20 protein-coding genes are annotated in these 22,479 nt (G+C 59.0%); 7 read left to right on the forward strand and 13 right to left on the reverse strand.

Annotated elements, in window-relative coordinates; translation table 11 throughout:
- Nucleotides 1-219: 219 nt before the first annotated feature.
- Nucleotides 220-1,566, reverse strand: coding sequence for a class II 3-deoxy-7-phosphoheptulonate synthase (locus GIV35_RS23805; protein WP_105226257.1), 1,347 nt, complete (start codon nucleotides 1,564-1,566; stop codon nucleotides 220-222).
- 123 nt (nucleotides 1,567-1,689) lie between these two features.
- On the opposite strand from GIV35_RS23805, the gene GIV35_RS23810 reads away from it, so the two are divergent.
- Nucleotides 1,690-2,445, forward strand: coding sequence for a spermidine synthase (locus GIV35_RS23810; RefSeq protein ID WP_034127149.1), 756 nt, complete (start codon nucleotides 1,690-1,692; stop codon nucleotides 2,443-2,445).
- A gap of 127 nt (nucleotides 2,446-2,572) precedes the next feature.
- Here GIV35_RS23810 and GIV35_RS23815 read toward each other — a convergent pair whose 3' ends face one another.
- On the reverse strand, nucleotides 2,573-3,364 hold the full coding sequence (locus tag GIV35_RS23815) for a crotonase/enoyl-CoA hydratase family protein (protein ID WP_202691380.1): 792 nt from the start codon (nucleotides 3,362-3,364) through the stop codon (nucleotides 2,573-2,575).
- Between the two features lie 423 nt (nucleotides 3,365-3,787).
- On the opposite strand from GIV35_RS23815, the gene GIV35_RS23820 reads away from it, so the two are divergent.
- Nucleotides 3,788-5,461, forward strand: a complete 1,674-nt coding sequence (locus GIV35_RS23820; RefSeq protein WP_014717677.1) for a DEAD/DEAH box helicase — start codon at nucleotides 3,788-3,790, stop codon at nucleotides 5,459-5,461.
- 132 nt (nucleotides 5,462-5,593) lie between these two features.
- On the opposite strand, the gene GIV35_RS23825 is transcribed toward GIV35_RS23820, so the two are convergent.
- Complete coding sequence (locus GIV35_RS23825) at nucleotides 5,594-6,361, reverse strand: DODA-type extradiol aromatic ring-opening family dioxygenase (RefSeq protein WP_105226259.1); 768 nt, start codon at nucleotides 6,359-6,361, stop codon at nucleotides 5,594-5,596.
- 103 nt (nucleotides 6,362-6,464) lie between these two features.
- Here GIV35_RS23825 and GIV35_RS23830 point away from each other — a divergent pair, with 103 nt between their 5' ends.
- Complete coding sequence (locus GIV35_RS23830) at nucleotides 6,465-7,121, forward strand: thiopurine S-methyltransferase (protein WP_105226260.1); 657 nt, start codon at nucleotides 6,465-6,467, stop codon at nucleotides 7,119-7,121.
- A 91-nt stretch (nucleotides 7,122-7,212) separates the two neighbouring features.
- Here the strand turns inward: GIV35_RS23830 and htpX are convergent, their stop codons facing one another.
- Nucleotides 7,213-8,100, reverse strand: a complete 888-nt coding sequence (htpX, locus tag GIV35_RS23835; protein ID WP_003189904.1) for a protease HtpX — start codon at nucleotides 8,098-8,100, stop codon at nucleotides 7,213-7,215.
- Between the two features lie 304 nt (nucleotides 8,101-8,404).
- The gene (locus GIV35_RS23840; protein WP_044273990.1) at nucleotides 8,405-9,616 is read right to left on the reverse strand and encodes a pyridoxal phosphate-dependent aminotransferase; all 1,212 of its coding nucleotides are present in this window, start codon (nucleotides 9,614-9,616) and stop codon (nucleotides 8,405-8,407) included.
- Nucleotides 9,617-9,818: 202 nt separating this feature from the next.
- On the opposite strand from GIV35_RS23840, the gene msrB reads away from it, so the two are divergent.
- Together msrB and GIV35_RS23850 are read left to right on the forward strand one after the other, a co-directional pair.
- Entirely contained in the window at nucleotides 9,819-10,211 is a 393-nt protein-coding gene (gene msrB / locus GIV35_RS23845; protein ID WP_034127154.1) for a peptide-methionine (R)-S-oxide reductase MsrB, read from the forward strand.
- 147 nt (nucleotides 10,212-10,358) lie between these two features.
- Nucleotides 10,359-10,844 (forward strand): glutathione peroxidase, encoded by a 486-nt coding sequence (locus GIV35_RS23850; protein ID WP_236265140.1) that lies wholly within the window; start codon nucleotides 10,359-10,361, stop codon nucleotides 10,842-10,844.
- Nucleotides 10,845-10,865: 21 nt separating this feature from the next.
- On the opposite strand, the gene GIV35_RS23855 is transcribed toward GIV35_RS23850, so the two are convergent.
- The gene (locus GIV35_RS23855; protein WP_236265142.1) at nucleotides 10,866-13,175 is read right to left on the reverse strand and encodes a hybrid sensor histidine kinase/response regulator; all 2,310 of its coding nucleotides are present in this window, start codon (nucleotides 13,173-13,175) and stop codon (nucleotides 10,866-10,868) included.
- Nucleotides 13,176-13,338: 163 nt separating this feature from the next.
- Between GIV35_RS23855 and GIV35_RS23860 the strand changes: the two genes are divergently transcribed.
- Nucleotides 13,339-14,229, forward strand: coding sequence for an ATP-binding protein (locus GIV35_RS23860; RefSeq protein ID WP_034127157.1), 891 nt, complete (start codon nucleotides 13,339-13,341; stop codon nucleotides 14,227-14,229).
- On the forward strand, nucleotides 14,226-14,708 hold the full coding sequence (locus tag GIV35_RS23865; protein WP_073521721.1) for a GAF domain-containing protein: 483 nt from the start codon (nucleotides 14,226-14,228) through the stop codon (nucleotides 14,706-14,708). Before GIV35_RS23860 ends, GIV35_RS23865 begins: the two co-directional genes overlap by 4 nt.
- A 69-nt stretch (nucleotides 14,709-14,777) precedes the next feature.
- Here GIV35_RS23865 and GIV35_RS23870 read toward each other — a convergent pair whose 3' ends face one another.
- From GIV35_RS23870 to GIV35_RS23900, 7 genes are all read right to left on the reverse strand, one after another.
- A complete protein-coding gene (locus tag GIV35_RS23870; RefSeq protein ID WP_236265143.1) occupies nucleotides 14,778-18,413 on the reverse strand; it encodes a transporter substrate-binding domain-containing protein in 3,636 nt (1,211 codons plus the stop codon).
- 8 nt (nucleotides 18,414-18,421) lie between these two features.
- Nucleotides 18,422-19,048 carry a response regulator transcription factor gene (locus GIV35_RS23875; RefSeq protein WP_034127160.1) on the reverse strand — a complete coding sequence of 209 codons (627 nt, stop codon included), beginning with the start codon at nucleotides 19,046-19,048 and terminating at the stop codon, nucleotides 18,422-18,424.
- 249 nt (nucleotides 19,049-19,297) lie between these two features.
- On the reverse strand, nucleotides 19,298-19,699 hold the full coding sequence (locus GIV35_RS23880; protein ID WP_105226264.1) for a response regulator: 402 nt from the start codon (nucleotides 19,697-19,699) through the stop codon (nucleotides 19,298-19,300).
- Nucleotides 19,700-19,860: 161 nt separating this feature from the next.
- The gene (locus GIV35_RS23885; RefSeq protein ID WP_034127162.1) at nucleotides 19,861-21,192 is read right to left on the reverse strand and encodes a deoxyguanosinetriphosphate triphosphohydrolase; all 1,332 of its coding nucleotides are present in this window, start codon (nucleotides 21,190-21,192) and stop codon (nucleotides 19,861-19,863) included.
- Between the two features lie 164 nt (nucleotides 21,193-21,356).
- Entirely contained in the window at nucleotides 21,357-21,698 is a 342-nt protein-coding gene (locus GIV35_RS23890; protein WP_034127163.1) for a hypothetical protein, read from the reverse strand.
- Nucleotides 21,695-22,099 carry a phage holin family protein gene (locus GIV35_RS23895; RefSeq protein WP_005786473.1) on the reverse strand — a complete coding sequence of 135 codons (405 nt, stop codon included), beginning with the start codon at nucleotides 22,097-22,099 and terminating at the stop codon, nucleotides 21,695-21,697. The genes GIV35_RS23890 and GIV35_RS23895 overlap by 4 nt, the downstream gene beginning before the upstream one ends.
- Before the next feature lie 2 nt (nucleotides 22,100-22,101).
- Nucleotides 22,102-22,416, reverse strand: a complete 315-nt coding sequence (locus GIV35_RS23900) for a DUF883 family protein (protein WP_003189926.1) — start codon at nucleotides 22,414-22,416, stop codon at nucleotides 22,102-22,104.
- Between the last annotated feature and the right edge of the window lie 63 nt (nucleotides 22,417-22,479).

Genomic DNA, 22,479 nt, shown 5'->3' on the forward strand with positions numbered 1-22,479 from the left:
CCCAAATCCCTGTCGAATTCCGGCCAGCGTGGTTTAACGGGGCGCCTAAGATCAAAAGCAGATCAAGAGCGGCTCGCTTCGCATCGTGGTTACCGTTGAGCTAACAGAGTTATGTAGATACCTATGCCTATCGCGGGCAAGCCCGGCTCCCACAGAGAAACGCGTTCAAATGTGGGAGCCGGGCTTGCCCGCGATGGCGTCATCCCCGTCGATAAAACGTCAGCGCTTTACCTGTTTCAAGGTCTCGGCAATCAGGAACGCCAACTCCAGCGACTGATCGGCATTCATCCGTGGGTCGCAATGGGTGTGATAGCGGTCCGACAGGCCGTCTTCGGTGATCGGCCGTGCGCCGCCGATGCATTCGGTGACGTTCTGCCCGGTCATCTCGATATGGATCCCGCCGGCGTAGCTGCCTTCTGCCTGGTGCACCTGGAAGAAATCCTTCACTTCGCCCAGGATCTGCGCAAAATCGCGGGTCTTGTAGCCGCTGCTGGCCTTGATGGTATTGCCGTGCATCGGATCGCAGCTCCACAACACTTGCTTGCCCTCGCGCTGCACGGCACGGATCAGGTTGGGCAAATGGTCGCCGACCTTGCCTGCACCCATACGGGCAATGAGGTTGAGGCGGCCAGGGTCGTTATCCGGGTTGAGGATGTCGATCAGGCGGATCAGGTCGTCCGGGTTCATGCTCGGTCCGACTTTCACACCAATAGGGTTGTTCACCCCGCGCAGGAACTCGACATGGGCGCCGTCCAACTGACGGGTACGGTCGCCGATCCACAGCATATGCGCCGAGCAGTCGTAGTAATCGTTGGTCAGGCTGTCGCGGCGTACGAAGGCTTGTTCATAGTTGAGCAGCAACGCTTCGTGGGCGGTGAAGAAGCTGGTTTCGCGCAATTGCGGCGAGCTGTCCATGCCACAGGCGCGCATGAAGGCCAGGGTTTCGTCGATGCGGTCGGCCAGTTGGCTGTACTTTTCGGCGAGGGCGGAGTTGGCGATGAAATCCAGGTTCCACTTGTGCACTTGGTGCAGGTCGGCAAAACCGCCCTGGGCAAAGGCGCGCAGCAGGTTGAGGGTGGCGGTGGACTGGTGGTAGGACTGCAACAGGCGGTCCGGGTCTGGCACGCGGCTTTTTTCGTCGAAGCCGATGCCGTTGACGATATCGCCACGGTAGGCGGGCAGGGTGATGCCGTCGATGGTTTCATCGTTGGCCGAACGTGGCTTGGCGAACTGGCCGGCCATGCGCCCGACTTTCACCACCGGGCAACCGGCTGCGAAGGTCATGACAATGGCCATCTGCAGCAGCACCTTGAAGGTGTCGCGGATCTTCGCGGCGGAAAACTCGGCGAAGCTCTCGGCGCAATCGCCACCTTGCAGCAGGAAGGCACGACCCTGGGTCACTTCGGCAAACTGACGGCGCAATTCGCGGGCTTCGCCGGCAAACACCAGGGGCGGGTAGCTCGCCAGGCTCTGCTCCACTTGCTCCAAGTGCGCGGCGTCCGGGTATCGGGGTTGCTGCTGGATCGGCAGGGCTCGCCAGCTATCGGGACTCCAGGGGTGGCTCATCATGAACTCGTTTGCAGGTGGATGTTAGGGCGCCAATGTTAGCAGCAATTAGTGCGTGACCTGTGGTTGCCGCTTGGCCGACAATCGCGCCTTTGTCGTGCGGTAAACCCTTTAGGAGTAGTGATGAGCGAGGAGCGTGTCGAGCGCCTGCTGGCCGAAGTCCATGATGAATTCGGCATGATCCGTGTGCTTGAAGTGGCTGATTACCGCTTTCTCGAATTTGGCGACGCCATCGAGCAAAGCTGTGTGTTCACCGCTGACCCGAGCTGGCTGGAGTACGACTACACCCGCGCGATGCTGATCGGCGCGTTGTGCCATGAACAGCCGGAAAGTGCGTTGTTCCTCGGCCTGGGCGCGGGCACGTTGACCCAGGCATGCCTCAAGTTCCTGGCGCTGGAGGATGTCGAAGCCATTGAGCTGCGCCCCGATGTACCGCGCCTGGCGATTGAATATCTGGGGCTGGATGACGATCCGCGCTTGTACATCCGCATTGGTGACGCGCTGCAATTGCTCGACAGTGCTGAATCGGCCGATCTGATTTTCGTCGACCTCTACACCGATGTCGGCCCGGGCGTGGGGCATCTGGCCTGGACCTTCCTGGAAAACTGTCAGAAGAAACTCAACCCCGGCGGCTGGCTGGTGATCAACCAGTGGGCCACCGATGACGGCAAACCGCTGGGGGCGGCGTTGCTGCGTGGGTTGTACCACCGGCATTACTGGGAGCTGCCGGTGAAGGAGGGCAATGTGATTCTATTGGTGCCTTCGGAGCTGGATCAGGTGCTGGACCTGGATGCGCTGTCAGCCCGCGCCGAAGCCTTGGCGCCGCGATTGGGGTATTCTTTGCAGCCGTTGATCAAGGCGATTCGGCCAGCAACTTAGTTGTCAGTTCGGACGCTTTCGCGGGCAAGCCCACAGTCGAATTGCACTCTGTGTTGAAATGCAATCCCCTGTGGGAGCGGGATTGCCCGCGAAGAGGCCCTCACTAGCGACGGCTAATTCAGTTTGGTCAAATCCCCTTGAACACCCCGGGCCGCTTCTCGATCATCGCCCGAACACCCTCCTTGGCATCCTCACTGTTGAGCAGTTTACCCACCATGGGCGGCAGCGCGGCGGCTGCGACGGCCTCACCCTCCATGCGCGCCAGGCGTGCCGACATCAACGTGGCCTGCACACCCAGCGGCGCCTGGCGCGCAATGCGGTTGGCCAATTCAATGGCACGGGGCAACAGGTCTTCACTGGCCATCACTTCCTGCACCAACCCCAGGCGCAGGGCCTCATGGGCGTCGAATTCGTCGCCGGTGAGCAGCCAGCGCATCGCATTGCCCCAGCCGGCAATCTGATGGAAGCGCAATGTCGCGCCGCCAAACGGAAAGATGCCGCGTTGCACCTCCATCTGGGCAAAGCGGGTATTGCTGGCGCAGAGGTTGATATCTGCCGCCAGCATCAACTCGATACCGATGGTCAGACAGTAACCTTGGGCGGCGACGATTACCGGCTTGCTCACGCGCGGGCCGGCAAACACCCCCCACGGGTCGCACCCTCCCAGCGGCGGTTGCCAGCCGCCGGCCATTACGCCGCTGACATTGGCCAGGTCCAGCCCTGCGGTGAAGTGATCGCCATGGGCAAACACCACGGCCACACGTGCGTCATCGTTTCGATCAAATTCGCCATAGGCCAGGCTCAGGTCATTGAGCAAATCCAGGTCAAAGGCGTTGCGCTTGGCCACGCGGTCCAGGCCTAGCAATAGAACATGGCCCTCAAGTGCGCGGCTGACACGGCTACTACTGGCTTGATTCATCGGGTGTGCCCTCGGGGCGCAGGTGAGGTTTCAGACCAAAGGGTCTCAATGGGTGGGTGAACCGTTTAAGCTCGATGACCAACAGGGCCGGGCCTTTGAAAAATAGACCCTGGCGCACGGATCTGCAAAGCGCGTGACCCAGTGCGGTTTATCGGCGCCTGGCGATAAAAAAAGCTCCCTTTTTCAGCTATTTCCGGTATAGTGCGCGCCGGCCTTTAACCGGGCCGCGTTTAGGTAGCGCAATTCCCCGAAGTCAGCTTCGGCTGCACGTCCGCACAGCGGACTCTTCCTTGACGAATCTTTTTCATTCATTCGTTTTCGCAAATCCCCGCCGACAAAGCAGCCAGGGCGACTCTTGAGTCTCAACACGGCATGCGCAGCTTTGGAGCATGGGTCTTTGCGGATGCACTTAGAGGCAGACCCATGACCCAGGAAACCGGCGGCTTCGCCGCTTTTAATCTTAACCCGAATATTCTTGCAGCCGTCGCAGCGACCGGCTACGAAGAACCTTCGGCGATTCAGCAGCAATCGATCCCGATCATCATGGCCGGTAAGGACATGATTGGCCAGGCGCAAACCGGTACCGGTAAAACCGCCGCGTTCGCCCTGCCTATTCTGCACTGCATCGATCCTGCCAAGCGCGAGCCGCAAGCCCTGATCCTGGCGCCAACCCGTGAGTTGGCGCTGCAAGTAGCAACCGCCTTTGAAACCTACGCCAAGCAAATGCCGGGTGTAACTGTTGTGGCCGTTTACGGCGGCGCGCCTATGGGCCCACAACTCAAGGCAATCCGCAATGGCGCACAGATCGTTGTCGCCACTCCGGGCCGTCTGTGCGACCACCTGCGTCGTGACGAAAAAGTCCTGTCGACCGTGAACCACCTGGTTCTGGACGAAGCTGACGAAATGTTGAAGCTGGGCTTCATGGATGACCTGGAAGTCATCTTCAAGGCACTGCCAGCGACCCGTCAGACCGTACTGTTCTCGGCTACCCTGCCGCAGTCCATCCGTGCCATTGCCGAACGCCACCTGCGCGATCCGGAGCACGTTAAGATCCAGACCAAGACCCAGACCGTTACCGCGATCGAACAGGCTCACCTGTTGGTTCACGCTGACCAGAAGACCTCGGCTGTATTGAGCCTGCTGGAAGTCGAAGACTTCGACGCCCTGATCATGTTCGTGCGCACCAAGCAAGCGACCCTGGACCTGGCCAGCGCCCTGGAAGCCAAAGGCTACAAAGCCGCTGCGCTGAACGGTGACATTGCCCAGAACCAGCGTGAGCGCGTGATCGACTCCCTCAAGGATGGCCGTCTGGACATCGTTGTGGCGACCGACGTTGCTGCCCGTGGCCTCGACGTTCCACGTATCACCCACGTGTTCAACGTTGACATGCCTTACGATCCAGAGTCCTACGTTCACCGTATCGGCCGTACTGGCCGTGCCGGTCGCGAAGGTCGTGCATTGCTGCTGGTGACTCCACGTGAGCGCCGCATGCTGCAAGTGATCGAGCGTGTTACCGGCCAGAAAGTTGCCGAAGTCCGCCTGCCGGATGCCCAGGCCGTTCTCGATGCGCGCATCAAGAAACTGACCAACAGCCTGGCGCCACTGGTGGCTGACGCTGAATCGACCCACGGCGACCTGCTGGACCGCCTGACCGCCGATATCGGTTGCACCCCGCGTGCCCTGGCTGCAGCCCTGCTGCGCAAAGCTACCAATGGTCAGGCCCTGACCCTGGCAGCCATCGAAAAGGAACGTCCACTGGTTCCGAACAGCGCGCCACGCGGTGATCGTCCAGAGCGTTCCGGTGACCGTCCAGACCGTGGTGACCGTGAGCGTCGTGCTCCAGTGCCATTGGCTGAAGGCCGTGCTCGTTGCCGTACCGCGCTGGGCGCGCGTGATGGTATCGCGGCCAAGAACCTGCTGGGCGCTATCCTCAACGAGGGTGGCCTGGCACGTGAAGCCATCGGTCGCATCCAGGTGCGTGACAGCTTCTCCCTGGTGGAGCTGCCGGAAGACGGCCTGGAAAAACTGCTGGCCAAGCTGAAAGACACTCGCGTTGCCGGTAAGCAGCTCAAGCTGCGTCGCTACCGCGAAGATTGATCCGCCCTTGGGCTGATTGATCGCACATAAAAAATCCCCGACTGGTTCGGGGATTTTTTTCGCCTCATGTTTTAGGCTCCGACGCGATCAACTGTGAGAGCAGGCAAGCCAGCTCCCACAGGTATAACGGTGTCAGCCAAAGCGATAGATATCCATGCCCAAGGCACCCAGTGTGAAGCCTTGGTGCGCCACGCTGAAATCTGCGCCCGCACCCCGCGCAAAGTACAGCGGCAGCAAATGTTCATCGCTGGGATGGCTGCGCACGGCATGTGGCGCCTGGCGGCGATAGTCATGCAAGGCGGCGTCGTCATTGGCCGCTAGTTTGTCGACCACCCAGTCGCGAAATTCCCGGGCCCACGGTGTGATCGTCTCCGGCCCGGCGCGCCAATCCAGTTCGCCCAGGTTGTGGGTGATGCTGCCGGAGCCGATCAGCAGCACACCCTGTTCGCGCAGGCTCGCGAGTGCATGCCCGACTCGAGTCTGCAAAGCCGGGCCCAGGCGGCTGGGCAAGGACACTTGTACCACCGGGATGTCCGCTGCCGGGTACATCAGCGACAGCGGGACCCAGGTGCCGTGGTCGAAGGGGCGTTGCTCGTCAATACGTGCAGCCAGACCGTCGGCGTGCAGCAGTTCGACGATCTCACTGGCCAGCTGCGGGTCACCCGGCGCGGGGTATTGCACCGCAAACAGCTCGCGCGGAAAGCCACCGAAGTCGTGCCAGGTTTCGGGGGCAGCACTGCCGCTGACCAGCAGGTCCGGGCTTTCCCAATGCGCCGACACCACCACAATGGCTTTGGGCCGTGGCAGTTCGGCAGCCAGGCGCTGCAGCGCAGGACCGCTGGCCCCGGGTTGCAAGGCCAGCATGGGCGAGCCGTGGGAGATAAACAGGCTGGGGAGCATGAGCAGAGTCCTGAGGGTTAAGATGGAGCCATCTTCAATCAGATCATCGATCTAAATCTAATATAAGTTTTAGCGCCCTTTGATCGAATTTTCGGAGTGATTCATGCAGCCTGAATTTTGGCAGGACCGCTGGGCGAGCAATCAGATCGGTTTCCATCAGCACGAGGTTAATCCCTATTTGCAGAGGCACTGGCCAAGGCTGGGGGTGGCCGAGGGGGCAAAAGTGCTGGTGCCGTTATGTGGCAAAAGCCTCGACTTGGTATGGCTCAAGAGCCAGGGGTACCAGGTAGTGGGCGTGGAGCTGTCGGAGCAGGCGGTTGAGGCGTTCTTCAGCGAGCAGGGGCTTGTGCCGCACGTCAGTCAGCAGGGCGCCTTCAAGGTCTACCAGGCCAGCATGATCGAGCTGTGGTGTGGCGATTTCTTTAGCCTCGATGCCGGGGCGCTGGCCGGTTGCAGCGCCGTTTATGACCGCGCAGCGTTGATAGCATTACCGCCACTGATGCGCGCGCAATACGCAGAGCATCTGAATGCCTTGCTGCCCTCAGGCTGCCAGGGGTTGCTGATTACCCTCGATTACGACCAGGGGCAGAAGGCCGGCCCACCCTTTGCTGTCACGGACGAGGAAGTGCAGGTGCTATTTGCACTGCATTGGGCGTTGGAGCGGCTGGAGGAGCGGGACATCCTGAGGGAGAGCGGAAAGTTCCTGCAGGACGGTGTTACTCGCCTTGAAGAGCGTGCTTATCGGCTGACCAGGCGCTAAAAGGGTTTTTCCTTTTGTAGGGGCGAGCGGTGAAATCAGCAGGCACAAAAAAGGGGCGATCAGATCGCCCCCTTGTTGAGTCATCCGGCTATCAGCCCCGGCGACGCAGTGCGTCAATCCGCTCTTCCAGCGGCGGGTGGCTCATGAACAGGCGAGCCAGGCCCTGCTTGATGCCGCCGTTGATGCCGAAGGCGGTCAGGCTGTCGGGCATATGCACCGGCAGGCCTTGTTCGGAGCGCAAGCGTTGCAGCGCGCCGATCATTGCGCTGGTGCCCGCCAGGCGTGCGCCGGCTTCATCTGCGCGGAACTCGCGTTTGCGCGAGAACCACATCACGATGGCGCTGGCCAGGAAGCCCAGGACCAGCTCGGCGAAAATGGTCGCCACGAAGTAGGCAATGCCACGGCCTTCTTCGTTCTTGAAGATGACCTTGTCGACGAAGTTGCCGATGATCCGCGCAAAGAACATCACGAAGGTGTTCACCACGCCCTGTACCAGCGCCAGGGTGACCATGTCACCGTTGGCCACGTGACCGATCTCGTGGGCCAGCACCGCCTTGACTTCGTCGGGCGAAAACCGCTCCAGCAGGCCCTGGCTCACGGCCACCAGCGCGTCGTTCTTGTTCCAGCCGGTCGCAAAGGCGTTGGCCTCATAAGCCGGGAAAATCCCGACTTCGGGCATTTTGATGCCTGCTTCTTGAGACAACTGCTCCACGGTTTGCATCAGCCATTGTTCATGGCGAGTGCGTGGTTGCGTGATGATCTGGGTGCTGGTGCTCATCTTTGCCATCCACTTGGAGATGAACAGCGAGAACAGCGAACCGGCAAAACCAAAGACTGCACAGAAAATCAGCAGCTGATTGAGGTTCAGATCAACCCCATTGGCCGCCATGAACCCGTTGAAGCCAAAAAGGCTCAGGGTGACGCTGGCAATCAGTACGACTGCCAGGTTAGTGGCCAAGAACAGCAGGATGCGCATCATGGTTGTAGAATTCTCCTCATGCTTAATATGTCGCTCACTGCGGGGTATATAAGGTGCGGCATGGGGTGATTCAACCGGGGGACTATTTCAAACTGTGTCCTACACCGTTGGCGTAGGGCCTTGAAGGGATTTTCCGACCTGTATTGTCAGCCCTGATCGACCCGATGCTACCCTGTCGCCCCGTGATTATAGGGGGCACGTCATTGGCAGGGGCCAAATGAAGTACAACCGCAAGTAAGTGACATAGAAGTGTTGCCAGATAATCGCTGTACGACCCTTTGTGAGTCGTACAGCGTCAATTGCCTTACTGGCGATAGGACTTCAGGAAGTTACCGATGCGACCAATCGCCATCTCCAGGTCATCCACACGTGGCAATGTCACCACGCGGAAGTGATCCGGCCATGGCCAGTTGAAGGCGGTACCTTGCACGACCAGCAGTTTTTCCGACAGCAGCAGGTCGAGCACGAACTTCTCGTCGTTGAGGATCGGGCAGACTTTCGGGTCGATCCGCGGGAATGCGTAAAGCGCGCCCATGGGCTTCACACAGCTCACGCCGGGGATAGCGTTGAGCAACTCCCAGGTGCGGTTACGTTGCTCCAGCAGGCGACCTTGGGGCAGGATCAGGTCGTTGATGCTCTGGTAGCCGCCGAGGGCGGTCTGGATCGCGTGCTGGCTCGGTACGTTGGCGCACAGGCGCATGTTGGCCAGCATGTCGATGCCTTCGATGTAGCTTTGCGCATTGTGCTTGGGGCCGGAGATGGCGATCCAGCCGGAGCGGAAACCCGCCACGCGGTAGGACTTGGACAGGCCATTGAAGGTCAGGCACAGCAGGTCCGGGGCCAGGGAGGCAGTGCAGATATGCACGGCGTCATCGTAGAGGATCTTGTCGTAGATCTCGTCGGAGAACACCACCAGGTTGTGCTGACGCGCCAGTTCCAGCATGCCCAGCAATACTTCCCTGGAGTACACGGCGCCAGTGGGGTTGTTCGGGTTGATGATCACCAGGGCCTTGGTGTTGGGTGTGATCTTGGCCTTGATGTCGGCCAGGTCCGGGAACCAGTCGGCGCCCTCATCACACAGGTAATGCACCGGGTGGCCGCCCGCCAAGGTCACGGCGGCGGTCCACAGCGGGTAATCCGGGGCTGGCACCAGGACTTCATCGCCATTGTTGAGCAACGCCTGCATGGACATCACGATCAGCTCGGACACGCCGTTGCCCAGGTAGATGTCCTCGATGCCGACGCCTTCGACCTGCTTCTGCTGGTAGTACTGCATCACCGCCTTGCGCGCGCTGAACAGGCCCTTGGAGTCGCTGTAACCCTGGGCGGTCGGCAGGTTGCGGATCACATCCTGGAGGATTTCGTCCGGCGCTTCGAAACCAAACGGCGCCGGGTTGCCAATGTTCAGCTTGAGGATGCGATGGCCTTCCTCTTCCAGGCGTTTGGCGTGCTTGAGCACTGGGCCGCGAATGTCATAGCAGACGTTGGCGAGCTTGTTCGATTTGCTGACCTGCATGGCGATGTGATCCTGAAAATGAACGATCCCGACGGCGTAGGCACTACCGTAGGGTGAAGCCTGCACGGCCCGCACCCATAAATACGTTTGAATGCCGATGGCGCGGGTGCCAGACTGGCGTTTTGAAGAGGCGCAATCATACGTGCCGCCTGATCCATGGAAAAGACACAGATCAGGGTTTTTCAGTTGCCGAGGTGTATCGATGGATAAGTTGCAGAAAACTGTAGATGAATGGAAGGCGATGCTCGATCCGGAACAGTACAACGTGTGCCGTCTCAAGGGTACCGAGCGACCGTTCAGCGGCAAGTACAACGCCACCAAGACCGACGGCGTCTATCACTGTATCTGCTGCAACGAGCCGCTGTTCGATTCCAAGGCGAAGTTTGATTCCGGCTGTGGCTGGCCCAGCTTCTATGAGCCGATTGCCGACAGCGCGATGGTCGAGATCCGCGATGTCAGCCACGGCATGATTCGCACCGAAGTCACGTGCGCCAAGTGTGATGCACACTTGGGGCATGTGTTCCCGGACGGCCCACCGCCGACGGGCCTGCGCTACTGCATCAATTCGGTATGCCTGGAGCTGGTGCCGCGCTAGGCTTGCATGGTCCCTGTAGGAGCGAGCTTGCTCGCGAAAAACGTCAACGATACCGCGGGTTTCCTGAATGAACGCGGCGTCTGATAGTTTTTCGCGAGCAAGCTCGCTCCAAATAAGGCTCTTCTTTCCCTGACTTGAGGCATTGCCATGAGCGACTCCCTGCTGAGCATCCCTTGCACCACCATCAAGGGTGAGCAAAAGACCTTGGCCGATTTTGCCGGCAAGGCCATTCTGGTGGTCAACACCGCGAGCAAATGCGGCTTCACCCCGCAGTACAAGGGCCTCGAGCAACTTTGGCAGCAATACAAGGACCAGGGCTTGATGGTGCTCGGCTTTCCCTGCAACCAGTTCGGCAAGCAGGAACCTGGCAATGAAGGCGCGATATCCGAGTTCTGCGAGCTGAACTTTGGTGTCAGTTTTCCGCTGTTCAAGAAAATCGACGTCAATGGCAGCGATGCCCACCCGTTGTTTGTGCAGTTGAAAAAACAGGCCCCGGGGCTGCTGGGTTCCAAGAACATCAAGTGGAACTTCACCAAGTTTCTCATCGGCCGTGATGGCAAGCAGGTCAAGCGTTTTGCGCCAACCACCAAGCCTCAGGACTTGACCCAGGAGATTGAAGCCCTGCTCAAATGACCGCAATATTGCGGGTACCCATCAGAGGCTGGTTGTTTTAGGTACCCACAGTTCCAGTAAGGCGTTGAGTTCTTCCCGGCGAAACGGCTTGGCCAGGTAATCGTTCATTCCCGCGGCCCGGCAACGCTCGCGTTCTTCGGCCATCGCGTTGGCGGTCAAGGCAACAATGGGTAAGTCCGGCCAACGCCCGCTGCGGCGAATTTGTCGGCTGGCCTCATAGCCATCCATCACAGGCATGTTGCAGTCCATCAACACCAAGTCGAAGCGCTGGTCCTCCAGAAGCTTGAGGGCTTCGCCGCCATGGGCCGCGACGATCACCTCACACCCGAGCTTGCTGAGCATGCCCTTGGCCACCAGTTGATTGACCGCGTTGTCCTCCACCAGCAGGATGCGCGCGCGGTGCGCAAGCGGTGCGGTTTCTATCTGGACCGGGTCGAGCACCAGTTGCGCGCCGCTGCGCAGGTTGCGTTGCAGGATCTGGTACAGCGCGTTGCGGCTCAATGGGCGCGCTTGTTGCTGCAGCGGCGCCAGGGCCGTGACTTCTTCGCTGGGCAAAAAGTTGCCATAGGCGGTAACCAGCAGAATCGGCGCGCTGATGCCCGGGCGCAAGCGGAACAAGCATTCAGGGCAGTCGGTGATCAACAGGTCGGGCACCAGCCCGCTCAAATCATCGTCCTGGGAATAGCAGCGCGGTGTCAGCCCCCAAGAGGGCAATAGCGTGGTGAGCAGCTCCGTCAGCCCTCCGCCGGCGTTGGTAATGGCGATCACCTCGCCCGTGAGCGGTGCATAGTGCATGGCAGGCAAATGTGCGGGCAGTGGAAGGTCGGCGCAGAACTGGCTGCCAAAGCCCACCTCCGAGCTGATACTCAAGCGGCCTTGCATGGCTTCGCACAGGTTATGAGTCAACGCCAGGCCCAATCCCGTTCCGCCAAACTGGCGGGTAATGCCAGCGCCGGCCTGGGTGAACGGCTGGAAAATTTTCACCTGGGCTTCCTGGGCGATGCCAATGCCGGTATCGCACACTTCAATGCTGACCCGACCTTCCAAGGCGCGCAGGCGCACATCGACGCGGCCAAAGCGGGTGAACTTCAAGGCGTTGGAGAGCAAGTTGCTAACGATCTGTCGCACACGGGTAGGGTCGCCGATCACCTGAGCGGGAAATTGCGGGTCGATCAGGCAGGTCAGTTCCACACTCGGAGCGGCATTTTGCGATAGCAGGTTGGCGGTGTCTTCCACCAATGAGCCCAGGTCGAACGGGATATGCTCCAGTTCCAGCTGGCCGGCGTCGAACTTGGACAGGTCAAGAATATCGTTGAGCAACTCCACCAGCACTTTGCCTGAGTCATGGGCAATGGACAGTTGCTGGCGCTGTTCGGCGGTCAGCGGGCTATCCAGTGAGAGGGCAATCATGCCCAGCAACCCATTGAGCGGCGTACGAATTTCATGGCTCATATTGGCCAGGAATGCTGCCCGTGCCTGAGCCATGCCCAGGGCAGTCATTTTCGCCGCCTCCAGCTCATCGTTGGACTGGCTCAAGCGTTGGTTGCTGGCCTTGAGTTCGAGGGTGCGCGCAGAAACGATATTTTCCAGTTGCCCCAGATACTCCGTGAGGCGATCTTCGGCATGGCGCCGTTGCTGGATCTCGGTTTCCATGTTTTCGAATTGTTGGTTGGCGACGCTGACCAGCACGCCGATTTCATCGTGTTCATGCCCCGGTGGGCAATCCAGGCGCGCCTGTTTGCGTGTGCTCAGCTCGCGGATAATGCGCACCAGCGGTTGGGTGAGCATTACGTAGAACAGGCCGAGCAAAATCCCGGTGAGCAGCAGGCTGCGGGCGAAGCCGTTGAGCAGAGTGATCTCGGCGCGATGCAGGAAACGGCTGCCAAAGGCATAAGTATCGACGTCCAGGCGTAGCACACCAAGGGAGTCGTTGGGCATATGGCTGAGAAACAGTCGGTCTTCGAATTGGCGATTGGCACCAAACAGAAAATCGCTGACCGGCCGATAGTTGCTTTCCTTGCGCGGACGGTTGACGTCGGCCAGCACCACGCCATTGTTGTCGATCAACTGCGCGCGGATGATGGCGGGGGAGTGCAGCAGGCCCAAGGTCAGTTCCTGGGCGAGTTCGGCATCGATGTTGTAGGCGATTCGTGACGCCGGGTTATGGCTGATTTCAATCAGTGAGCGTATTTCACGGTTGATGGATGCGTCTTCACTGGCATAATCAATGCCGATTTGGATCAGACTGAGCAGGGTTCCCAAGACGAAACCGACCAGCACAGTCAATCTGGCTTGTTTATAAGACAAGCGGTGGGCGAACTTGATATCCATCGAGTGTTGAACCACTTAGCGTTTCCCTTCGCCCGGCAAGCATAGCTGAACATCCACAAGCTTTTGCTCGCCCGGCATGAATCGTTTGTTTGATGCAGCCCTGCAGTTTGCCGCAGGGTTGCCAATACGCCATCTTTTGCAAGAAGTTGCCAGAGGAATAGCTGTGGATTCTCGATTGAATGCCTTTCTTGAGCGCGCCGACGCGGTGCTGGCTCGCCTGGAACCGTTGTTACCCGCCCCACGCCAGGCGATCGACTGGCACCAATGCCTGGCCGCCCGTTGGCAGCGCGAAGGTCGCAATGGCTTCCTGTTACCGTTGGAAGTGAGCCTGGACATGCGCCTGTCGGACCTGATCGGTGTCGACAAACAACGTGAACAACTGGCGCGCAACACCCAACAGTTCCTCGATGGGTTACCCGCCAACCATGCGCTGTTATGGGGTTCGCGTGGCACCGGCAAGTCTTCCATGGTCCGGGCCTTGCTCGCCCAGCACGCCAACGCCGGCCTGCGTCTTATCGAGATCGAGCGTGACCACCTGGCTGACCTGCCGCGGGTGGTCGAGCAACTGGTCAAGCTACCACAACGCTTCATTTTGTTTTGCGATGACCTATCGTTCGAGGCCGGCGAAGGTGACTATCGCGTGCTCAAGAGCGTGCTGGATGGTTCCTTGGAACAGGCGCCGGAAAACGTGCTGCTGTACGCCACGTCCAACCGTCGCCACCTTGTGCCGGAAAACCAGAGCGACAATGACAACTGGAAACGCGTGGACGGCGAATTGCACCCGAGCGAGGCGGTTGAAGACAAGATTGCCTTGTCGGATCGTTTTGGCTTGTGGTTGTCGTTCTACCCCTTTACCCAGGAGCATTTCCTGGATGTGGTGGAACACTGGATCGGTGAGTTGGCCAGCAAGGCCGGCTTGCAGTGGCAACGCGATGAGCAGCTTGACGTTCTCGCGGTGCGTTGGGCCACTGGGCGCGGCAACCGCAATGGCCGGTGCGCCTATCAATTCGCCCGTTACTGGGTGGGTCTTAAATTGCTGGAACGTCAACCATGATCGATTTACAACAGGCCGGCAGCGGCCTTGATGGCTATGCCATGCTCTGCGCGCAACTGGAGTCATTGCTGGCTGATGAGCGCGATTTTATTGCCAACAGTGCGCAGTTTTCCGCGTTCCTGTTCAACCAGTTGGATGACTTGAACTGGGCTGGCTTTTACCTCAATCGTAACGAAGAGCTGGTGCTTGGGCCCTTTCAGGGGCAGATCGCCTGTGTGCGCATTCCGTTTGGTCGCGGTGTGTGTGGTGCGGCTGCGGCCTCACGGAAAACCCAGCGCGTGGAGGACGTGCACGCGTTCCCAGGCCATATCGCCTGCGACAGCGCTTCGAACAGTGAATTGGTGGTGCCATTGGTCAAGGACGGCCAACTGATTGGTGTCCTTGATCTCGACAGCCCATTGCTGGGCCGCTTTACCCCTCAGGACCAGGTGGGGATTGAGCGGCTGGCGGAGATTTTCCTGCAGTTGACCGACTGCTGAAGCGGTGGGTACTTATGCTGGTCGCGGTAGGAGCGTATTTACTCGCTCCCGCCACGACGGGCCTTGGTGCTATGGGTCTTGCAGCTCATCCAGTTGAGCCCGCAGCATCTTCTCCAATTCCAGCATGAGCTGTTCCAGGGCCCTGATGCCGCTTTCGATCACGGCCCACTCGTCATTGCGAGAACAGGTTTGCTCCAAGGTTTCGCATTGCCCCGCCAACGAATGGGCTTGAACGATGCGGGCGGCACCCTTGATCTTGTGGGCTTGCTCAATGATGTCCGAGGGGGGCGCGTGTCGATCCCGCAGTTCGATAAGGACCCTGCGGTCGTGAAGGCTGCTGCTCAGCAGCTCCTCCAGCAAGCGTCGACTCAACTGTGGATCACCGCCGGTCAGCGCTTCCAGGCATTCGAGGTCCAGCCGTTGGGGCACGGCTTCAGGGACGATATGTGCCAGTTGGCGCTCTAATATGGTAAGGCTGATGGGTTTGAACAGGCAGTCATCCATGCCGGCTTGCACGCACCGTTGCCTTTCCTCCGGCTGGGCGTTGGCGGTAAAGCCCAGTACCACGCAGGGCACCAATTGTTCGCGTTGCTCATATTCACGGATTGAACGACTCAGTTCGTAGCCATTCATGATGGGCATGTTGCAGTCGGCAATTACCAGGTCGAAATGCTCTTTACGCCAGGCCTGGAACCCTGCGGCTCCGTGCTCGGCGGCGATGAATTTATGCCCCAGGTAGCCCAATTGTTGGCACATCAGCAGGCGATTCGCCGGGTGGTCATCTACCACCAGTACGTTAAGCACCCGTGCGGTGGCCGGCGTTGGCGGCGTGTGTTCACCCACCGCCTGGATCGCTTGCAGGCGAGGCATGCTCAGGTTGACGTGCACCTGGGTGCCCACCATGGGCACGCTGCTCAGGCTCAATTGGCCGCCCATCATCGCGCACAGGCTGCGGCAGATCACCAGCCCCAGGCCCGCGCCACTGCGCGCCAGTTGCCCGGAGTTGTCCGCCTGGGCAAAGGGTTCGAACAGGCGCTGTTGGTCATCCCGGCTGATGCCGATGCCGGTATCTTCCACCACCAGTTTCACCTCGATCTGCTCCGGGGCCTGGGTAGGCTGCAGCTCGACCTTGATCTTGACCTGCCCTTGTTCGGTGAACTTGATCGCGTTGCTCACAAGGTTCGATAGCACCTGCTTGAAGCGCAGCGGGTCTATCAGCACCTCGATATCGTTCAGGTCGGGTTTGAACTCCAGCAGCAGGCTGAGGGTTTTCTGCCGTGCGAGACCGTCGAAGACGCGCACCACTGATTCAATGACCTCCCGCAGGTTGACGCGCTCCGGCGCCAGGCTGAGGCGGCCGGACTCGATACGCGCGATGTCGAGAATGTCACCGATCAGCTCCAGCAGGTCTCTGGCCGAGTTGTACGCTACCTCGATCGCCGGACGGTCAAGGTGGCTTTGGTCGGCGCGCTTGAGCGTCAGTTCGAGCATGCCGATCACAGCGTTCATCGGGGTGCGAATCTCGTGGCTCATGGTTGCCAGGAACGTGCTCTTGGCGCGGTTGGCTTCGTCGGCACGCTCCTTGGCAGCGCGTAGTTCATCGAATAGCTGGCGTCGGTCACTGATATCGATCCAGCCACCGATGATGCCCTGGACTTCACCCGTAGAGTCGCGGTAGGGAAGGATCCAGTGATAGATAGTCAGTTTCTTGTCGTGGATATGCAGGCTGCGATCGAGGATCAGCGGGTTACCCTCGGCCACCACACGCAGATAGTCAGCATGATATTGGGCTGCCTCCGACGCCAGCGCCATGGTCATCTGGGTCACGCTTTTGCCGATCACCTCTTCGCGCTTGACGTCGAACACCTGCAGGTAGCTGTCGTTACAGGTCTGCAACAACCCATTGCGGTCGCGCACGTAGATCGGATGGGGCGTTTCATTGACCAGTGCACGCATGAACTCGAACTGATCGTTGAGGGCGCGTTCGGCCATTTTTCGATGCTTGATCTGGCGACGCATGTAGGCGTTCCAGGCCAGGGAAATCAATAGCAACAGCCCGGTGCCAATGATTATGCGCGCGATCAGTTGATGGTAATTACGCCAATAGCTGTCGGAGGCGGCGGTGTAGCCACGCCAGCGACTGTTGATCACACCCATTTCATCCGGGGCAATGCTGAGCAGGGCCTTGTCGATGATCGAGCTCAATTCCGTGGCTTGGCGCGAGGTGGCCAGAGTGAAGGTCGCGGGGGTGGTGCCGATGCTGGCGCTGATTTGCAGGCGGTCCTGGAAAACCTGGGAAGACAGGAAGTAGTTGGCGATCACCAGGCTGTTCACGGCCCCCTCCACTTGTCCCTGTGCGAGCAGCTCAGATGCTCTGAATGTATCACTGGTTTCCACCAGGTGAATGCCAGGAAAGTCCTTGCTCAGGGTTGCGGCCAAGGGGTTGCCCTGGGTTAGCGCCAGGCGCTTTCCTGCCATTTGCTCCATGTTAGCGGGCGCCCCTGGCTCTTTGCGCGTCAACAGCACATAGGAGTTTTCGAGGTAGGGGCGGCTGAAATTCAGCTGTGAGTCTCGTTCGTTGCTTGGAACGATGGCTCCGATCATATCGACGTTCTGGGTTGCCACCTGGTGGATCATCGCGTTGACGTCCCGACCGCGCTGGATCGAAAAACGCAGGCCCGTGCGCAGGCGTATCAACTCCAGCAGATCGGCGGTGATACCGCGAAAATTGCCGTCTGCATCGAAGAACGTCAGGGGCGCGAAAGTTTCGTTGACGACCACGGTGACCACCGGATGCTCTTTGAGCCAGCGCTCTTCGCGCTGGGTCAGTTGCAGCTTCTTGTCGGTCAGCAGGATGTCGCTGCCGGCGCTCCAGCGCTTGGCAATGCTTTCCCTTTCGTTGATGGGCACCGAGGCCAGGACTGAATCGACAATGCTGAGTAGCATCCGGTTGTCCTGGCGCATGGCAAAACTGAAGCCATAAGCTTCATGCTTGCCGAAGTTGGTCATGCGAATGTTTTTGAGATAGCCCTTGTTGATCATGTAATGGGTGGAAATGGTGTCACCGAGAAACACATCCGCCTGGTCGAAGGCCACTGCATTCAAGGCATTCTGATAGGACGGGTAGGCGCGGATGCTCGCCTTGGGGTACAGCTTTTCCACCTCGTTGAGCGGCAGGTAGTGATAGACAAGGCTCAGGCGCAGCCCATCGAGGCCTTCGCTGAGGCTGCGGGTTTCTCCCTCGCGCGTGACCAGCACCGGCTGGTCCACGGCATAGGGTTCGGAGAGGATAAGATTTGGCGTCGCAGCTTCAAACCCGTTTGAGGAGCCCAGCAGGTCAATTTCCCCGGCTTCCAGGGCACGAATGGCCGCCGCTCGGGAGGGGTAGCGCATCACATTGATTGGCAGGGAGAGTGCCTTGGCCAGTAATCCTGCGTAGTCGGCGGTAAGGCCTTCGTAGTCATGGCCGCTGGAAGTGAGGTCGAAGGGCGGGTAATCAGGTTTGGATGTCCCCAGCGTGAGTTCACGTTTGTTCTGCAGCCACTGGCGCTGGGCCTTGTCAAAATGAGTGTCCAGTTGAACAGCTCCCGCACGACTCAAGAGGGTGAAACGTTCCGGGCTGGTTTGGTGCTCCGCCAGCACGGTAGTGCTGAAGTACAAACCGGCACTTAATATAATCAGATAGTCCTTTATACGCCTGGGCATCCGCTTTCTCACACTAGCGCGTTTCGTTTTGCCATCTCGATGAGTTCTACCAAGGATTTGGCTTTGAGTTTCTGCATGAGTCTCTTTTTATAAGTACTGACCGTCTTGTTACTTAAAAACATACCTTTGGCAATTTCCTTGTTAGTGCGACCTTGCGCAAAAAGTTGCAGGACCATCAACTCTCGGTCATTAACTGACTTGAACAGTTCCAGCTCCTGGACATCCATGCCTTCGGCTCCGGGGCCACTCAATGCCTGGCTGGGGAAGTAGTTGTAGCCGGACAGGACAGCGCGAATGGCGCTCAGCAATTCGCTCAGGTCACCCTCCTTGCACACGTAGCCTTCGGCGCCCGAGCGCATGCACCGCGTAGCAAATAGCGTCGGGCACTGGGCCGTGAGCACCAGGGTCTTCATGGAGGTGTTCATGGCATTGAATCGGCAGAGCACCTCGAGACCGTCGAGTTTCGGGATGCTGATATCCAGAATCACCAAGTCTGGAAGGCACTCACGGACCATTTGTATGGCATCGCACCCGTTGTCTGTTTCGCCGACGACCTTGTAACCTTCGTGCTCCAGCAACATTCGAATAGCAAGCCGGATAACGGGGTGGTCATCGATAATAAAAACTGAGTTCATAATCACATTCCATGCAGGTGCAAATAAAGCGGGCACATTAGCTCAGAAGATAAGGGCACGGCATGAAGCGCACGAGCAGTAGATGCAAAACAGGAAAGTTCCTACAATTAAAAAGGTATACGCCTACAAGTTGATGGGTAGTCGTGACAGAGCATGTGAGCGTTTCGAACGCAATCGTGGCATGGTGATAGGCTTGAGTTTTTACGGCGGGCTTCGTAGCGTATTTCGTCGAAGGAGATGTTTAAAGTCCTACGTAGGGGGGGTAAAAGTTAAGCCGATTAACTTTTCAAGTTCGTCCTTGTTCAACGGTTTTGATAAGTAGCCAAGAAGCGGAAGACTTCGTTGCGAGGCTTGTTTTGTCAGGCTCATCAGTTCTGGCGTGGGTAACCCGCTTAACAGAATAGCGCTGGTAATGAAGCGCCGACGGTTGGCGATTTCCACTAGTTCAAGTCCGGGCAGGTCGGGCAGGCATTGGTCGCACAACATCAGGTCAAAGGGATGTTCGGACTGGCTCATTGTGCGTATGGCCTGCTCTGCGTTTTCCACCGCAGTCAGTTGATCGAAGCCGAAGCTGTTGAGCAGGCATTGGGTGGCCAGAAGTTGAAACGGGTGATCCTCCACCAAAAGAATACGAAGAGAGTATCTGGGCATAGAAAGCACACAGTGAGGCAAGCGTCGATGGGGGCAGTAGAATTGCTCGGTCGGTTGGGAACGCGTGATTATTCTTCGGATGCTTGTACGAATTCGATCAGTCCGCTCTGTTCCCATCGTAGGGCAATTCGTTTCAGGGAACAGGCGGTCGGATGCAAGCGTTACTGAGGGCTGGAACGCCCAGTCATTTCCCGTGCCATTTCGGTGGCGTAGCTGTCGGTCATACCAGCAATGAAGTCGATCATTCGCAGGAACGAGGCGTGCAGTGGCCAGGCGGGGTCCGGTGCGCTGTTGCCCAGCAAATCGAGAATGCGCCGATTCTTGAACGACGGTGTTCGCCCGCCATGTTGTTCAAGGGCCGCGCCGCAGAACGCGTTCAGCAGGATTTCCAAGGTGGTGTAAGCGCCGATTTCATGCAATGTCTTGCGCTTGTCCTGGAAAATTTTCTTGCGAGCCATGTCTTTGGCATCCAGCACGCAGCGCTTTGCCGGGCCGTGCATATGCTCCACCAGATCTCCCTGCAGCGTGCCGGCCAGCAGGGCGTCCTGCTGTTCGACAAACGCCTGCGCAGCCGCATTGGTCAGGTGCTCGATGGCTTTGCCACGTAGGATCGCCAGCTTGCGGCGGCGAGAGTCCAATGGGCCCAGCTGGCGATAGGTTTGTGGCAGGTCATCACCGACCAGGTCGAGCAACAACGACTCCACTTCGCTGTACTGCAGAAGCTCCATTTCCAGGCCATCTTCCAGGTCGATCAACGCGTAGCAGATGTCGTCGGCTGCCTCCATCAGGTAGACGAGCGGGTGACGCGCCCACCGTTGCTCCTCTAACTGGGGCAAGCCAAGCTTGTGGGCGATCTGCTCAAGAATTGGCAACTCGCTCTGGTAACAGCCGAACTTGTGTTTCTTGTAGCCCAGCGAGTCGGCGTGACGGGCAGTCCAGGGGTATTTGAGGTACGTGCCCAAGGTGGCGTAGGTCAGCCGCGTGCCGCCGTCGAACTGGTGGTATTCAAGTTGGGTGAGTACCCGAAAGCCCTGGGCATTGCCTTCGAAGTTAAGGAAGTCATTGCGTTCGGCGCTGCTCATGCCATCCAGCCAACCTCGCCCGGCGGCCTGTTGGAACCAGTGGCGAATGGCGTCTTCGCCGGAATGCCCGAATGGCGGGTTGCCGATGTCATGGGCCAGGCAGGCCGATTGCACCACCATGCCCAGGTCGCTGGGGTCGCACCAGTCGGGCAGGGCGCTGCGCAGGGTTTCGCCCACGCGCATGCCGAGTGAGCGCCCCACGCAGCTGACTTCCAGGGAGTGGGTCAAGCGTGTGTGGATATGGTCGTTGCTCGAAACCGGATGCACTTGGGTCTTGCGTCCCAGGCGCCGGAACGCGCCGGAGAAAATAATGCGGTCGTGATCTTTGTGGAAGGGGCTGCGGCCCAGTTCTTCAGGGCTGTGCAGGGGTTTTCCAAGACGTTCGCGGGTTAGCAGGGTGGGCCAATCCAAGGCGCAGGCTCTCCGTAGTGTGAATGACAGTTCCAGCTTCCCGGTTCGGCCTTCAAGGGCAGGCGAATCCAGCGGTCGGCCGCGTCGGTATCAATTAGCAGGCAGCGCAAAAAACCGCAATGACCAGCAGGTGTCTGGTCATTGCGGTCATCGGCTCACGAGGGTCAGCTTTTGCGCGAAGAGCCTTGCATGGCCAACTTGATCAGGGGGATCAAGCCGGCACCTAGCCGCACCAGGCGCGTGATGCTGCTGATACTGCCGCCCTTGGCGCCCTTGCCGGTAAAGAAGCCCATCAGCGTAACCGCCGCCACGCCCCACAACGGCGCGTGCTTGATGCCCAGGCTGTCCTGCCAGTTGTGGCGCATGTTGCGCATTTTGTGCAGGGGCGCCATGAGTTGTTGGGACTCATGACGGATTTCCTGGCGGTGCATTTCCATGCGCAGGCGAATCAAGGCTTTGCGCATTTCCCGGCGAGAAGTATTTTGCGGGATCTCAGTCATGCTCATGGCAGCAGGCGCTCCCGGTCATTGGCCAGTTCTTCGAGCGTGGCGTGGAAGGGCGTGGACTCATCGAATACCGCCGCCTTCAAGCGCACACCGCAGAACGCAGCGGCCAGGCTGTAGAACACGCAGAGGCAGATGATGCCGGTCAGGCGATAGCCCGTGTCCCACACCAGGATCATCACCAGCGTCGACAACCCCACCAGCAACAGCAGGGCAAACACCAACGCCAGGCCGGCAAATAGCAACAGGCTGACGGTACGGGCCTTTTGCTCTTGTAATTCAATGCCGAACAACTCGACATGACTGTGCAGCAAGCCCAGCACAGCTGCGCCCAGGCGTCGGGAAGTTGAACCGCTTGCTGAGGAATGTGCGCTCGTGGATGAGCTGGATTCGCCGATAGACATGGTTAGCGCCTTGTAGCCAATAGACCGATCAAAAAGCCTACGCCGGCAGCAATGCCGACCGACTGCCATGGGTTGGCTTGCACGTAGTCTTCGGTGGCGGTGATTGCCGCCTGGCCGCGCTCGCGCAATGAGTCTTCGGTCAGTTGCAGGGTCTCGCGGGCCTTGAGCAGGCTCTCGTGGATCTTGGTGCGCAGCTCGTCAGCCTGGTCACCGGCCAGCACGGCAGTGTCGTCCAGCAGCTTTTCGGTATCGCTGACCAGGGTTTGAAAATCCTCCATCAGTATCTCTTGAGCAGTCTTTGCTGTTTTACCGGCCATGGTTATCTCCGTGGGTAGCTGATCTGTACGTGTGGTTTCGAGTCGCGGCGTTCGCTGAAGGTT

The sequence above is a fragment of the Pseudomonas sp. PA-1-6B genome, from assembly GCF_021609545.1.
Taxonomy (GTDB): domain Bacteria; phylum Pseudomonadota; class Gammaproteobacteria; order Pseudomonadales; family Pseudomonadaceae; genus Aquipseudomonas; species Aquipseudomonas fluorescens_BV.